This is a genomic window from Teichococcus coralli, from assembly GCF_009829925.1.
Classification (GTDB): Bacteria; Pseudomonadota; Alphaproteobacteria; order Acetobacterales; family Acetobacteraceae; genus Pseudoroseomonas; species Pseudoroseomonas coralli.
This window is the reverse complement of the sequence record NZ_SNVJ01000032.1, coordinates 18,684-34,177: the sequence shown is the minus strand read 5'-3', so window position 1 is coordinate 34,177 and position 15,494 is coordinate 18,684. Positions and strand designations below refer to the sequence as shown.

General features: G+C 67.5%; 9 protein-coding genes. 2 read left to right on the top strand and 7 right to left on the bottom strand.

The window, feature by feature from the left end; translation table 11 throughout:
* From E0493_RS23610 to E0493_RS21695, 5 genes are all read right to left on the bottom strand, one after another.
* Positions 1-187: hypothetical protein (locus E0493_RS23610; RefSeq protein ID WP_235913952.1), on the bottom strand; the 187-nt coding region annotated here is incomplete at its 3' end.
* A gap of 59 nt (positions 188-246) precedes the next feature.
* A complete protein-coding gene (locus E0493_RS21710) occupies positions 247-3,717 on the bottom strand; it encodes an SNF2-related protein (protein ID WP_160939362.1) in 3,471 nt (1,156 codons plus the stop codon).
* Between the two features lie 24 nt (positions 3,718-3,741).
* The gene (locus E0493_RS21705) at positions 3,742-5,091 is read right to left on the bottom strand and encodes an EH signature domain-containing protein (protein ID WP_160939361.1); all 1,350 of its coding nucleotides are present in this window, start codon (positions 5,089-5,091) and stop codon (positions 3,742-3,744) included.
* Positions 5,092-5,200: 109 nt separating this feature from the next.
* The gene (locus tag E0493_RS21700; protein WP_160939360.1) at positions 5,201-6,181 is read right to left on the bottom strand and encodes an OmpA/MotB family protein; all 981 of its coding nucleotides are present in this window, start codon (positions 6,179-6,181) and stop codon (positions 5,201-5,203) included.
* Entirely contained in the window at positions 6,181-9,012 is a 2,832-nt protein-coding gene (locus E0493_RS21695; protein ID WP_160939359.1) for a hypothetical protein, read from the bottom strand. The genes E0493_RS21700 and E0493_RS21695 overlap by 1 nt, the downstream gene beginning before the upstream one ends.
* A 143-nt stretch (positions 9,013-9,155) precedes the next feature.
* On the opposite strand from E0493_RS21695, the gene E0493_RS21690 reads away from it, so the two are divergent.
* A complete protein-coding gene (locus tag E0493_RS21690; protein WP_160939358.1) occupies positions 9,156-9,599 on the top strand; it encodes a nucleotidyltransferase domain-containing protein in 444 nt (147 codons plus the stop codon).
* Positions 9,600-9,813: 214 nt separating this feature from the next.
* Here E0493_RS21690 and E0493_RS21685 read toward each other — a convergent pair whose 3' ends face one another.
* Both E0493_RS21685 and E0493_RS21680 read right to left on the bottom strand, forming a co-directional pair.
* The gene (locus tag E0493_RS21685; protein WP_160939357.1) at positions 9,814-10,017 is read right to left on the bottom strand and encodes a hypothetical protein; all 204 of its coding nucleotides are present in this window, start codon (positions 10,015-10,017) and stop codon (positions 9,814-9,816) included.
* Entirely contained in the window at positions 10,014-10,970 is a 957-nt protein-coding gene (locus tag E0493_RS21680) for a hypothetical protein (protein WP_160939356.1), read from the bottom strand. Before E0493_RS21680 ends, E0493_RS21685 begins: the two co-directional genes overlap by 4 nt.
* Positions 10,971-11,328: 358 nt before the next feature.
* On the opposite strand from E0493_RS21680, the gene pglW reads away from it, so the two are divergent.
* Complete coding sequence (pglW, locus tag E0493_RS21675) at positions 11,329-15,492, top strand: BREX system serine/threonine kinase PglW (protein WP_160939355.1); 4,164 nt, start codon at positions 11,329-11,331, stop codon at positions 15,490-15,492.
* The last annotated feature ends 2 nt before the right edge of the window (positions 15,493-15,494 follow it).

The window sequence follows — 15,494 nt, the reverse complement described above, 5'->3', positions numbered from 1 at the left end:
CTTCAGCGGGTTTCGTTAGACGCTTTAAGAAGCCGCCTTTGTCAGCCTGGCCCGTAGTGTCCTGGGCAATACTTTGGGAGATGACCTTCAGGTCCCGCTGGAGGGAGTGCGTGAGGTCGAACTCGGACACCATCACCGCCCCATGGCCGCGGTGGAGCAGCGCTGCCGGTACGATCTCGAGCGGCAAGTAGGCAGGGCTCAACGCGCCCAATCCGTCGGCCCATGTAATACACCCGAGATCTGTCATCACAGCCTGCCGCGCCGCTCTGTGGCACATTTGACACCGCCTTCGCGTTGGATAGCAGGCCGTAGATCAGAAAGGCAGCGTCGGTCGAACAAGAGGATGGCGTGCTCGGCCGCCAAGTTACGGGCAGCGAGAGTAAAGACTCCGTTGGTTACGGCCACGAGAACTGGGTTGGCCGTCAGCCCTGACCAGCGCAAACGGGCGCGCAGCAGGTCGTGTACGGCCTCTTCGCCGACCTCGCCATCAGCGCCGCGAGCCCGGTGCTTGCACTGGCACAGGATCGGGCGCAGCGCTGAGCCCGGAGCTGGCTGCGCCACAACATCGGCGCCACCATCTCCGCTGCGAGGTGTCGCGTGCACGATTTGCCCCGTGGCGCGCACTTCCTCAGCGACCCATGCCTCGAAGCTCGCCCAGTCCATCAGGTCCAGCGAGCGCAAGAGCTCCGGGTCCGCTCTCGTATTCTGCCCAGAAAGTCTGGAGAATAGCCGCTGGAAGTCGTCCTCACCCATGGCGGTCGGCACAACGATCTCGCGGCTGGCCGCGCGCTTGCCTGCCAGGAGCTCGTCCAACTGGCAGTCGAATGATGCCTCTCGGTGGCCGGGATGGACGGCCTTGGGCAAATGGATCGTGACGGGACGCTGCTGGCCGATGCGATAAACCCGGTCACTGCACTGATCTTCGACGGCAGGATTCCACCAGCGGTTCAAGTGGAAGACGTGGTTTGCAGCCGTTAGCGTCAGGCCGAAGCCTGCCGCCCGTGGCCCGAGCAGCAGCACGTCAAACCCCAAACGCTCCTGGAACTCGCGCTTGATCCGGGTCCGCACCGCGCCATCAGTGGCGCCGTTGATCACGTCCGGCATGCGGGGCATGCTGAAGCGGTGACGGATCAGGGCGGCCAAGACGCGTTGAGCCTCGATGATATCCACGAAGACCAGGGCCTTCTCACCCTGCCTATGGACCTCGGCAAGCATTTCAAACAGGGCAGAGAAGCGGGCGGAACGTGCGATGAAGGCGCCGTGCTCCGCAGCGGAGGTCGGCATAGCCAGGCGCGGGTGCAGGCAGACAGCTCGCAACCGGCCAAGCGCCTCGAGCGCCAGCAGGCGTCCGGTGCGCATCTCCTCCAGCACCATGTCGTAGGCAGCCGCCTGTTCCGGGGGCATCTCCCGTTCCCAGACCTTCACCGCCTTCGGCGGCAGACCCTCCAGCACATCATCCTTGAAGCGGCGCAAGAGGACCGGTGGAAAGAGGGTTCCATTGAGCTCTTGTGGCTCCACCAGCCGCCGCTTCAACCGCGTGAGGTCGTCCGGGGCCGGCGATCGAATGTAGCGCGCCGCAAAATCCCGCCCGCTGGCCTCAAGGAAGCCGGGCCAGGCAATATCCATCAAGGCCCAGAGGTCGAGCGCACTGTTCTCGATGGGCGTGCCCGTCATCAGGATGGTGAAATCAACCTTGCTGAGGCCCTTGGCCGCGTTGTTCACCAGCGAGGTCAGGCCCTTGAGCTTCTGGGCCTCGTCATAGACCGCGACCTCGAAATGCACACGGCCGAAGGAAATCTGGTAGTCGCGTAACGTTTCGTAGGTCGTCAGCACCCAGTCGGCTTCGCGCAGCCGGTCCGTGTCGAGCGTGCGTTTTCCCGGTGCGGAAGGGTCTGGCCGGGCGGTCCGCGTCAGATCTTTCAGGCCTGCTTCGTAGGCGAAAACTGAGCGACCTAGCCCCTCGCCGCCCAGATGGAGGGCGATCTGCTCGCGCCACTCGCCGAGAAGCGTCTTCGGTGCGACGACCAAGATCGGTCGCCGCCTATCCTCTGGCAGGACGCGCCGCCGGACCGCGCGCAGGAAGGCCAAAACCTGATAGGTCTTTCCGAGGCCCATGTCGTCGGCCAACAGAACACCCGGAAGTCCGCTTTGATAGGCGCTTTCCAGCCAAGCGATGCCGTCCCGTTGATGCGGCATGGGAGGCGTTGCCATCGCATCCAGGTCGCAACGCCAGCCATTGCCGACACCCTCCCGCAGATGGGCACGGAAAGTGACCATCTCGTCGTTCTCGGCCACACCAAGCGCCAGCACAGGCTCCTTCGCAGGGTTAGCCTTCTCGTCCCGCGGGTTCTCTGTGGCCCCAGAGCCGGGCTCGGTCGGCCGTACCATTCCTGCCAGGCCCATGACGGTCTGGATGAAGTCCGAGGACAATGGCACCTCGCGGCCCCCGAAGGACGCCGTCGGGTGCCCGGCAGCCACGGCCTGCGCGACGGCTGTTTGTAACGCCGACACCTCGCTGCGCTTGACCATCAGAGGCTGATCAGCACCAGGAGGCTCAATGGTATAGACCTCGCCTCCCTCCTCCTCCGGGAACCATTGGCGGCTCACCGGGATGCGGAAGGAGAGTTGCTTGCCGGTCCAGAGCCGGACGCCCAGCACACGCTCCCCGAAGCCCTCCTCTGCCACGGGGCCATCAAGGAGGGTTCCACCGCCGATGATGCCGCCCTCGCCGCCCGCCGCTTCGACCGCCTCCAGCAGGAAGGCGCGCGGGTCGCGACGGAACTCGGCCCGCGTCGCCTGGTCAGCGTGGTTCACGCTCTGCAGGACCTGCAGGGCCGCTGCAACCGGGGGATCAAGGACCGCATAGACACCGGCGCCGAGCCGATAGTGAGGCCGGGCGCCCTGCTCGGGGAACAGGCTGGTCGCCAGTCGCTCTGCATGGCCGCGGGGCAAAAGGCGCTGGCGCCGCGGAGCGATCTCCTCGTTCTCTGCAGCCTCCGAAGGCGAAGCCATCACCGCAACATCAGGCGGAGCATCCCCCAGCAGGAGCGGGAGGAAAGCATCACCGCCATCAGCCGCCTGAGCGGTATCCACTCCCAGTCCGGTGGCGCGATAGACCACCAGCTCGTCGAGGTAGCGGTCGGCTTCGGCGTCACCCGTCGCGGCTTCCAAAGCGCGTTTGAAGGCCGCAAAGGCCGCCATGCGGGTATCGAGGGATGCCCGTGCATCACCTGAGCCCGAAGTCACAGCGCTGGCAGCATTCAGGCGCTCGACTTCTTCGAGGAGGCTGAACAGGGGGTCATCCACCAAGAAGCGGTGGGTCCCATTGGACAGGAAGGCGCCGGTCCGGCGCAGACCGAAGGCCAGCGTACCCCGATCGTCGAGCCACTCGGTCCTGACGGCAAAGCCCGGCAGGCTTACCTGCCCCTCTGCGGTCAGGCGCAACTGGTAGGGACAGCGGGCCGGCAGTCCGAGCAGCCGGGCATCGTGCTCCAGCAGGCGGGCGGCTTCGGCGTGTGGCAACAGAGCACTGTCGCCCTCGGGCGTGACTCTGCTCTCGCGCAGAAGCAGCGCCATGAGCGCTGCGCCCGGACCCTGCGCATCGGACCAATCGACCGGCGGGATGGCAGAGCGGCCAAAGCCGAGAAGGCCCGACCGCGTGACGGATATTGCGAAGCCGATTTGTTGCGGCTGAGCAGAGACGTGGTAGATGGCCAAGGTGCTCGCGTCCGTCGGTGAAGGCTACTGAATGCCGGTTCTTTCGGCGATCCGCCGACGGAAATGCTCCGGCCAGTTCCCTTGGTGGGTCAGGGCAAAGACCTTGGTGGTCCGGTCGTCCCGGCTCAGGGTTTTGGCCCGGCTCAGGATATCGCCGCGATCGTACTGGCGTTCGAAAGCGCCTGGCAGGCCAGGGGCGCCGGGGGCCCAAAAGACGGCACGCCCAACATGGCTCATTTCCAGTGCTGTGATCGCGTAGCCCGCCGACGTGCCGATTTCGAGCAGCAGGCCGCTATGGTCGGTGAGCACGTTTTGCCCGACGAACTGGCCGCACCGAACACGGAGCTTGCGTGCCTCCAGCGCCGCATTGGGTGCGCAAATGAGCCAGGCCTTTCGCACCTGAGGTAGGTACGTCCGCCAGAACGCCTTGCGGGCCGCCCATTTCTGCCGCGTTTCCACATCGCCTCCACGCAGCAAGGTCGCGTCCACCACCCGGAAGAAGGCTTCGAAGGTCTGACGCGAGAGCCAGCTATCAACCTGCTGTCGCGTGGCCTCGGAGATGGTGGGATGGGACCAGCGGGGCGGGCGGGTCCTGGTCCGCGGGTCGCCGAGCAGCCCCAGGACGAAATCAAGGACGCCCTGGACGCGCTCGTCACTCTCGCCCATGCCGATACACCACGCTACCGCTGCTTCGGCGGCGGCGGCCGCCGCCGCATCTCCCTCCTGAGCGGAGCAATCGGCCTGCTTCAGCACCTCGCCAAGCTGCGCGCCGAGGAAGGTGCCGATGACTTGCATGGGTGAAGGGTCGCGTGGCTTACGCCGCCTCAGGGTATCGGCAGCGGCGGTGACCACAGCGACGGCCAGCCGTGATCGTCGCAGGGCGTCGGCGGCGACGCCGGCCGTGGCAATGTCAGCCACAGGGTCTTGACCGTCGCAGACAGCTGCGGCGAGGGTGCTGAGCGCCTGTCCAGGCTCCAGCAGAGCATAGCACCTGGAGACTGCCTGCGCAGACTCCGAGAGCTTCTCTTGCCGGGTGGCTAGCCAGGCGCCGAGTTCGAGAGATGCCGCATCCGTGGGATCGATGTGGAGGATGTAATGGTACCAGAGGCGTGGTGGTGCCTGCCCCCAGCCCTTGTCGATCCGACCGAGCCATGCCCTGAGCGTCGGAGCGTCCAACGGCACCCTTGCTGGCCCCCAGAGCAGGTGGGGAACGGCCTTGAGAGCTCGGCGGCCCAGCGCCGCAACTCCACCGCCGCCAGGCTGTAGTGCGCGGCGCGCCTCTTCCAGCACGTCCCGCTGTGCCGCTTGGCCTGCACCGTCGACCGCCCCAAAGCGCCGTTCGATGCGCTCTACGGCCAGGCTGAGCTGCGGCATTCTGACCGGGATGCGCTTCGGCCGTGGTATTCCCACCTGGAGCTCGCCCGCGAGTGCAGGCCCCGAGGCCCCGCCCAATGGCTCAGTCCCGCCGATCATTCTGTGCCCGTCAGCGGAGGAGGCCATCGATGGCTTCCAGTCTGCGGTTCAGTTCCTGAAGAACCGAACCGACCATTGCCTGGTTGGTGGCCATGATAACGCGCACCTCGATGCGCCGGTCCTTGTCGCGCATCTCGGGTGTGTTGCGCTCCCGCTCGGTCGCGTCTCGCTTGGCGGGGCGGGTATCTGCATAGCCGGACACACCGAGCAGCGCCTCCCCTTGAGCATTCCGCAGCATGCGGAGGCGCTCGAAGCGATCCCGAATTAGGGTATAGGCTTCAATCGCACGACCTGCAGAGAGGTCCCAGTTATTCCTAAATCGCTCCTGAGCCGCACCGAACGGTTGATTGTCGGTGTGGCCCTCGACATAGACTGCGCTGAGACTGCTCTCCTCGCCGCTTGAGGGGCAACTCGGCACCGCAGGGCCGGTTCCCACATAGCAGGGCAGCACCCGCGCCATCACTTCACCGAGCCGCTCGATGGTCTGCGCTCCGACTGGGGTGGGTGTGGCCTGACCGATATCGAACAGGTTACGGCTTGGCAGTTGAAGGGTGCCGGCTTGCTGGTCCAGGGTGACATCGATGCCGAGCACTGCGAGGCGGCGCTCCATCTCACGAAGCAGAACGGCCCGGGTTTCGTCAGCGCGGGACAGTCGGTCCATCAGCCGAAGAACGCCTTGGTCCCTGACATAGGCGGCGAACTCGGCCAGTTTTTGCCGTTCGGCTTCGGCCTGTAGGCGGCGTTTCCGCTCCTCCTCCAGTTCGGCGCGCAGTCGCTCCACCTCGGCTTCCAAGCTGGCGACCTTAGCGACCTGCTCGTCGTATTTTGACTTCGGAACGGTGGTCTCTTCAGCCTGATTCAGCACCAGGGCCACCATCACGATAATGAAGATGAAGACCATACCGACCATGAGGTCGGCGACGGGCGCGAAGATGTCCTCCGCGCCCTCGCCGGCGCGGCGTGGCAGGCGGCGCGAGAAGACGCTCGACATCAGTTTCCGCCCATCCCTGCACCGGCCAACACCTTGCCCTTCGTGTCGCTCAGCACGTCGGCCATGTTCTCAACCGCATCCTTGAGGCTGCCGAGAGCCTTGGAGAGTTGCGTGTCAATGGTGCCGAAGGTCGTGACAGCCTGGCTGTGCAGATCGATGACGCCCTCGCGCAGGGTGCCAACCGTGGTAGCCAGGGCCCTGTCGGTGTCCTCGAAGCGCTGCACGTAGGACCGGAAGCTGGTCTCGGCGGCCTGGGCCGCCGTACTAATTGCCTCAGTGCTTTGGCGGGCAGTCGTGCTGGCCGTGGTGACCTCGCCAAGGGCTTGACGGACGGTCTCGAGTGCAGTGCCCACAGCCTTGAGCGTTTCTCCGACGGGAGTGGCGGCCGCGCCGAGCCGGTCGGAAGCGGTCGCCACGGTCGAGCCAGCTGTCGTTAGCGTCTGTCCTACTCGGCCAAGATCGCTCACCTGGCGGCTCATCGCCTGCTCAATGCCACTCAGCGCGCGTTCCAGCCCGTCCAGCCGCTGTGCCAGCCCGTCCGATGCAGCCTTCTGGCGCTCCGCCGCCGCGGCCATTTCGGCAACAAGGTGCTTGGCCCCCTGTCCAAAGGCATCGGCTACGGCTGTACCGGCCTGGGTTGCCGCGGCCTGGAACTGGGCACCCATCCCTCGCGTCGCCTCGGCCATTGCTTCGGAGGCCGCTCGACCACCGCTCTCGAGGTCGCCGCGGGTGCGCTGCGCAGATGTACCGACCTCGAGCGCGAGCGCCTTGAGCGCCGCCAAGACGGGTTCCATGCCGGCCTCGGCCTGAGCACGGGTCGCCTTTGCGGTTTCCACGCCCGCATTGGCCAATCCCGACATGACCCGCTCCACGCCTTGCGTCACCTGCGTCGACATGCGCGCTCCGGCCTCGTCAATGCGGCCGGCCCCGGCGGAGAGCGTAGTATCGAGACGCGAAAGGCGCTGCTCGACGTCTGCCATACGGGCGTCGAAGGTCTCGGCCATCCGGCTTGCCGAGACAGCCATGCCCTGCGCCGCCTGGAGCATCTGTTCCGAGGCACCCCGGCCGCCGCTCTCCAGTTCGCCTCGCGTCCGCTCGGCGGACCCGTGCACCTCGGCCACCAGATCTCGCAGCGCCGCCAGCACGGGCGCCATGCCAGCCTCAGCCTGCGCATGGGCAGCGCGGGCGTGCTCGGCCCCTGCGGTGGCCAGTCCATTCACGGCTTGATCAATTCCCGCAGCAACGCGCTCGGACATCCGGCTGCCCGCCGCATCAATATGCCCTGCCCCAGAGGCGATCGCCGCGTCGAGCCGCGCCATGCGCGCCTCAACGTCCGCCATGCGGGCATCGAAGGTCTCAGCCATTCGACTGGCGGAGCCGGATATCTCGGAGGCGGCGCGCGCTATCTCGGCCGAAGCACTCTGCCCGCCGGCCTCCAGGTCGCTGCGCGTGCGCTCGGCCGAAGCGCGGACCTCCCCGACGAGCGCACGCATCGCTTCGAGGATCGGGCCCATGCCCGCCTCGGCCTGGGTTTGCGCCGCACGGGCGTTCTCCGCGGCTGCCGCCGCCAGCCCTTGCAACGCCTTCTCGATCCCCTCGCCCACACGGGCGGACATCCGTGCCCCGGCCTCATCGATCCGGCCAGCACCCGCCGACAGGCTTTCGTCCAGCGAGCGCATGCGCGCTTCGATTGCGGCGAGGCGGCCGTCCATGGTTTCCGCAATGGCGGTGGCAGATCCCGCCATTTGCTCCGCAGCGGCTTGAAGACTACGTCCGAACTCGGCGCCGCTCTCGCCAATACCGGCTTTGGTCACGGAGAGTGCCGTGACTGCCTCGCCCAGCGTCTCAGCCAGGGCCCGCATCTCGGCCCCGGCGGCATCCTGCATGCCACCCAGGAAGCCCTGGGCCATCTGCTGGAGTGCGGCCTGATTGTCGTTGCCGATGCGCTCACTCATACCGTGAATTGCTTCGACAACCGGCTGGACGGATCTGTCGAGCGCGGGTGTCAGGGAATCCCGGAAGCCTTCCAGCTGGTCACCCACCACCTTGAAGTTTCTATCCAAGGCGACATGGAGGTCAGAGGAAAGCTGACGTGTGGCGAGACCGGCCTCTTGGGAGGCCTTGAGCTGCTCGATGAGGAGCGCCTCGGGCGGCAAATGCGGCACCACGGCGTCCACGGCTGCCGCGAGGGCGTGGGCGGCCCATTCGCGCAAGCTGGTATGGACTCTCCCGATCAGCGTCCAGCCGATGAAAGCCATGATGCCGGCAATGGAGGTGATGAACTTCGCGGCGCTGATGCCAAGAAGCTTGTTGATACCTTCCCGGAGCGAGGCTGGGTCGGTACCGCCGCCAAGGGCAAAGAGACCTGCCGAGAGGCCAACAAAGGTGAGTAACAGGCCGAACGTTAGTGAGATGGAGGCCAGAGTGCCGCACCAAGCTTCGGGGCCGCCGCCTGGGAGCCGCTCCGGGGTGAACCAGGCACGGGCGTCGATTGGGCTGACATACTCGGCCTTCCTGAGCGGAGACTCACGCACCGAGGCGCGGAACGTCTCCCAGACGTCCGCGAGGGGGCGCCGGCTCGCCAGGGCCTTTCCCAACGCGGCAATCCGTTGGTCCGATGCGAGGCCGGTCTCCTGTCGGATCCGGCGCGCTTCGGCAGCGGCGGCAAGAAAGGCGCGCACCACCTTCAGGTGTGGCGGCAGAATGCAGGTTGCCCAGATGGCGAAGCCGCTGAGCAAGAGCCCGAAGGCGCAGGCGAAGGCGATCTCTTTGTTATTGAAGGACCGGATTAGATCGACGCAGACGCCGACCACCACGCCAAACCAGGACATTCTGCTGCGCCCGAAACATATCAGCCCTGGCTGCTTACAACCAAAGGTTGATTTATTTTGTTAATAATGCTCGCTATTCTATTCACTGAGTTAGGTTAAGCTCAAGCAGATTGTGCACATGTGCGCTTGTGGGTGTTCTCGACATGGAGCGTGCCGCCTTCCTCTCGGTCCGGCTGCCGCCGGAAATCCGCAACCGCATCAAGGCCGCCGCCGCGGCCCGCGGCCTGTCGGTGCAAGATCTAGTCGGCAGCCTTGTCGAACGTTTCTTGGCAGAGCTGGACTGCCGCTCCCCTACCCTGCCCGAGATGCTGGCACGGCTCCGTGCGCAGGAGCTGATTCTCCGGCAGCGCGGCATCGAGAGCCTCTGGATCGTCGGCTCCGCCCCTCGCGGCGAGGCGCGGCCTGGCAGCAGCATCGACCTGATCGTCGAGTTCGCGCCAGGGGCGCCGAATTCGTTAGCAGGCTTGACCAGCCTGCGGGCCGCTCTCTCAGAAACGGTCGGCGGTTCGGTCAACCTGGCGGAGTGGGGGGTCCTGCGTGAGCCGGCTCGAGACCAGGTCGAGCGTGAAGCCGTACGGGTCTTCTGATGCGGAACCTGTCGATTCTACTGCGGACAGCGCAGGCAGGCCGGTGCCGTCGAGAGGTTGTCCTGCGCTTTAACGAGGTGCCGACCAGCACCGGACAAAGCGCAATCTGGACACGTTGGAGCAGTGCGGCCTGACCGGGCGCATTCAGTTCCGCAGGCAATCGGCGCCATCATAGTGTGACGCGCCCCGCGGCCGCGGTCGGCTGGGGCGCCTGTCAGGCGCTCGGCTTGATCTTCCCCTTCGAGACGATGAAGAGGATGCCCCCGATGACGAACGGCGTTGCGGCTGCCACCGCCGACCCGATCTGCTTCCAGAAGGACGACTTGTCCTGCGTGCAGTGCGGGCACATTGCCTCCTCGGGCTTTAGCGGGCGCCCGCATCCGCAAATCGTTTGTGCTCCGCTGCTGTCGCTGGTCATGCGAGCATCTCCTCTTTGGTGAAGGTGAGTTCGAGCTTGGGGGCATTCCCGGACGCGAGCAGGCGCACGCGCTCCCCGAGCGCTGGGATGTTCGTGGCGTACCGCTCCAGCACCTGCTCAAGTCCCCCGCCGCTTTTGTCATAGGGCACGAGCCTCGCCCGCGCGGCGGCGCTCTCTAGGTCGGCCTCGCGGAAGCGCGCTTCGAGGGACCTAAAAGTCGTCTCTGCGGCGGGGAACTCGCCCAGCTCGCAGTAGGCGCCCAGCAGGACACGCATTCCTTCGGCCAGCGCGACGAGGTCCTTTCGGACAGCCCCAGCGGTGCCCGTCGCCTCCTTGATCCGGCTTCCCCACCACCCGTCCCAGAAACCCGTCTGCTCCGGCGGCATCATCGCCACATCCTGCTTCATCTGGCCTGCCAGCCCGCCCAGCTCCAGGGCCAGGGCCCCGCACCGCGAGAGCATCTCCCGCCGCCGCTCGACCGGATCGCGCAGCGCGCGGGCCGGACCAATTGCGTCGATGGCACCGGCCACGCGCCCCCGGTTCACCTCCCGAACCAAGCCTATCAGGTTCTCGACGCCCCTGGAGATCTCGCCGAGCTTGGCGTTGATCTGGGCGAGGGCCGCCTGCACGGCCAGGCCGGACAGCGCCCCTGCGACGTCCGGCCCCACACGGACGAGGTCGACGTTCTCGACGAACCGTCCGGACGCGTCCTTCAGCCAGGGCTTGGTGATGCCGTCCGTGCCCTCCTTCAGGAGGTGCAGGTGCTCTTGGCTGACCAGGACGCGGTAGGTGTCTCCAGGGAGCATCTGCTGCGCCGCCTCCACGACGGCGGGAACGTGCCTCAGGATCGCCAGCACGGCGTCCCGGTGTCCGGACAGGGTCTCCCGCAGCGAGCCGAAGAGGACAGGGGCGTCTGCGGCGTCCTGGCCGGGGAGAGGAATGGTGTCGTGCATGCGTGACACGGGCCAACTGTTTCACATGCACCATAAGTTCCTATTAATAGCCGCGCTAGCGGCAGAGCTTCTTGGTGCAGGATGGCATGGTCATCGCGAGGATAGCGTCGAGGCACGGACTGCTTCTGGGACGCTCCCATTGCCGGCGGATCATGGCTGACCCGACGGAAAGCCGGCATTCCTGGTCAATGGGCCTTACCAACATGCTGCGCGTGCCGGAATTTTAACTACTCCGGCTGGTCCAACAGGACGCTGCCCCTGATCGACCGGCACAGTCTCCCCCCCTACAAGGGTTAGCCAAAACCTCGCGCTCCGGTAAGATCGGCTGCGTATACTTGCCTGGGGATGATAGACGAACATGCGGGCTCCTCGGTGGACCGCCGTCAGCCAGTCGGCCTTCGAGTGGGAGCGGGAGGCGCTCGACTTCCTTCGCGACCACCTGCCTGACCACGAGCCCTGGCGCGCATGGTCGAATTTCGAGTTCATCGACGATGAGGGGCGGGTCAACGAAGTCGACGCCCTGGTCCTTACACCAGCCGGCCTGATCCTTGTCGAAGCGAAATCACGGCCCGGAACCGTCCGCGGCGATGCATACAGCTGGACGTGGCGGACCGAGGGAAGGGAGGTCACCACCGACAACCCTCTCCCACTCGCCAACCGGAAGGCCAAACGCCTCGCTTCTGTCCTGCGCCGGCAGGAGGCGCTCAGCGGCCGCAGCGGTGCCCGCATTACGCCTTGGGTGGAGCCGCTGATCTTTCTCTCCAAGGTGAGCCAACGCCCAGCTCTGGACCCCGGCACGGCGAAGCGGGTCGTCCTGCGAGGCGATCCGGGCCAGCCCGATGACCTCGGCGCCATAGGCACTCTGCTACGCTCGGATGAGCTCGGCTTCGGCCGGCGAGGGGCGGTCGATGCGGCGGCTGCGCGGCAGATCGTCAGAGCTTTGGAACAGGCCGGCGTGCGGCCGCCGGGACGCGGACGCAGGGTCGGCGACTACGAACTTCACCAGCTCCTCGGCGAGGGCGAAAACTGGCAGGACTTCGCCGCGCGTCACGCGGCCACGGGCGTTAAGCGCCGGGTGCGCGTCTATCCCTACGCCCGCGCCACCACGCCGGAGGCACGGGACCGCCTCGCCCGCACCGCCCAACGCGAGTCCCGCGTCCTGGAGGGGCTGGAGCACCAGGGCATCCAGCGCGTCCTCGACTACCGCGAGGCCGAGCTCGGACCGGCGCTTGTGTTCGAGTACGATCCGGACGCGCTCCGCCTGGATCGCTTCATGTCTCAGCGTCTAGCAAGGCTGCCGCTCGTTGAGCGGCTGGACCTCGTCCGGCAATTGGGCGAGGCAATGGCCTATGCGCACGGGAGGCGGCTTTACCACCGCGGCCTCGCGCCGCAGAGCGTCCTCGTCCGGGATGCCGACGGCGCTTCCCCTCGGCTTCAGGTCACCAATTGGCAGGTCGCCAGCCGGGCCGAGGGAAGCACCGCGGGCGCCATGATGACGGCCGGGACCCTGCACGTCGAAGACCACATCACCGACCCCTCAAAGATCTATCTCGCGCCCGAGGCCGCGACGGCTGCGGACGCCGGCGCCGCTCAGGCCGACGTCTTCTCGCTCGGGGCGATCGCGTATCACCTCCTCTCCGGCCGACCGCCGGCGGCAAGCCCGCTGGAGCTTCCGGCCAAGCTTCGGGAGGGGAACGGCCTGCTCCTGTCCGGCGTCATGAACGGCGTCGGGCGCTGGCTCGAGGAGATGGTGCGGGCCGCCACCACTCCTGTGGTGCGCGACAGGCCGCGCGATGCACGCGAGTTTCTCGAGTACTTGGCGGAAGCGGAGCGGGAGGCCGCACCGCAGGAACCCGCGCCGGCGTTTGTCACGGATCCCGCGACGGCAGCGCCCGGCGACCGCCTGGAAGGCGGCCTCGTGATCAAGCGACGGCTTGGGCAGGGCGGCAGCGCATACGCCTTCCTGGTCGAGCAGGAGGCCACTGGCGAGGAGTTCGTCCTGAAGGTTGCGCTCGACGATGCGCGCGCCGATCGCATCCGGGCCGAAGCCGACGTCCTGCGCCCCCTCCGTCACCCCAACATCGTCAGGTTCGTCGCCGACGCCACCATCGCTGGGCGGCCGGCCATCCTCATGGAGCGTGCCGGCGATCGCACGCTCGCCCAGTGGATCCGCGGCGGCGATCCACTTTCGCTTGACCTCATGCGGCGCTTCGGCGAGCACCTCCTCTCGGCCGTCGAGTACCTCGAGCAGGACGGTGTCGCCCACCGCGACGTCAAGCCGGACAACATCGGCATCGCGAAGGCCGCGGCGACCGGAGCCTACCGGCTCGTCCTCTTCGACTTCTCCCTGTCGCGGGCGCCGCTGGAGAACGTCACGGCCGGCACCAGGCCCTACCTCGACCCGTTCCTCGTTGATCGCCGCCCGCCGCGCTGGGACCTGCACGCCGAGCGCTACGCCGCGGCGATCACGCTCCACGAGATGCTGGTCGGCACGCCGCCCACCTTCGGGGACGGGTTGACCGAGGCGCGCTTCATCGAGGACGAAGCGACAATCGCCGCCGACCGCTTCGACCCGGCCTTGCGCGACGGCCTGGAGGCCTTCTTCCGGCGTGCCTTGCGCCGCGACCCAACCGAGCGATTCGGGAACGCGGAGGAGATGCTGCGGGCCTGGCGAGCGGCCTTCTCCCCGATGGATCGTGCGGCCGCCGCGGCCGACAGCATTGAGGTAATCGCCCCTCGCCTGGATCGGACCAGCAGCATCGCCGAGGTCGGCTACGGGGTCGAGGCGCGTGCGGTGCTGGACCAGATGGGCATCCATACCGTCCACCAGCTCCTCGGCGTGCCTCGTCTCCAGTTCCGCTATCTCACGGGCGTCGGCGACCGCATCCGGAAGGAGATCCGCGAGCGGGCGAAGAGGCTCGCTGAACTTCGCCGCGACCTCGTCCCCGGCGGCATCACCGAGGATGATGGCGGCCGGGCCACCTTGGATCGTCTGGCGGAGCAGCTGCTCCCGCGTCGCCCGGCCGGTGACGACCGGCCCGAGGACCGCATCCTCGCCTACTACCTTGGCATCGACGACGACGCGGCATCCTGGGCTAGTGCCGGTCAGGTGGCCGCCGCCGTCGGCACGTCCCGCGGCGCCGTGGCCGAAGCCCTCGAAGCGGCCAGGACCCGCTGGCACAAGAGCGCCGACCTGAACGCCGTCCGGGGCGAGCTCAGCACCCTGATCGAGAGGGCAGGGGGCGTCGCCACGGTCGACGAACTCGCGGTGCAGCTCCTCGGCTCCCGCGGCTCGGTTAGGGAGGACGACAAGGAGCGCATGCGTCGCGCGCGCGCGACGATCCGCGCCGCCATCGAACTCGAGGCCTCCGTCACGCCGACCCGCTTTGCCTCCTACGCCGAGGCGAGGTCCGAAGCCTCGGCCGTCCTCGTCTCCGCATCACCGGAGAATGCCGAGTACGCCCGGCGCCTCGGCCGCGCCGCGGACAAGCTCGCCGCGGAGACCCCGCTGCCGAGCCCCGGTAGGGTAGACGACGAGCTCGGCGTCGTCCCCGTCCCGGAAGGCGCCAGCGCGCTGACGGCAGAGCGCCGGCTGCGCCTCGCCATTGCCGTCTCAGCCCGCGCTGCCCTCTCCGCGCGTGGCGAGCTATACCCGCGCGGCATGAAGGCGCTGGGGGCACTGAAGCTCGCCCTCGGCACGCTCGCCAACATCCGCGCCCTCAGCGAAGCCGAACTGCGCGCCCGCGTCCGAGGCCGCTTCCCCGAGGCCGCGGACCTGCCCCTCCGACCTGACCTGGATACCCTGCTGGAGGAAGCGGGCGCCGAGGTCGACTGGCGAGACGTCGGCCCAAACGACACCGGGTATTACAGCCGCTCCATTGCCGACAGCGGCAGCGGCACCGCGACGCTGATCCGCCACGCCACCTTCGCCCCGGCGCAGGAGGCAACCCCCGACGTCCTTGCCGCCCGGGGGATCGAGGGCAAGATCGTCTTCGCGGCCGAGAAGGGCGTGTTCCTGGCGCTGACCGTCGAGCCCCGCCGCGCCCGCGACGCCGAGGCCGAACTCCTGCGCCGCTTCCCGCGGGAGGTTGTCAGCCTCGAGCGCCTGATGCTCCATGCCATGCGGACCCGGGCCGAGGAACGCCGCATCGCTTGGCCGAAGGCGCTTATGGCGGACGCCGCCGCGCGCGACAGCACCGACTTCAAAAACCTGCTCCGCCTGGCCGCCGAGGCGGCGCCGCGCGTGGCGAGGGAGGTCCTCGCCCTCCGGCAGCCGGCACTGCTGACCCGCCCTGGCCTGATCGCCCGCTACGACCTGATGACGATGCTGGACGAGTTCTCGCAGGCCTCTGGCGCCTCGGGCGGCCCGCCCAGCCTCTGGCTCCTCATCCCCCAGGCCACGCCCGGGCGTCCTGAGATCGACGGCGCCATCCTGCCGGTCATCTCCGCAGCGAACTGGACCCGGCTAACGGGTCCCTGGCTGGCCAACGCCCATCGCGCCGGCGGCCGCTCCGCTGCATGACA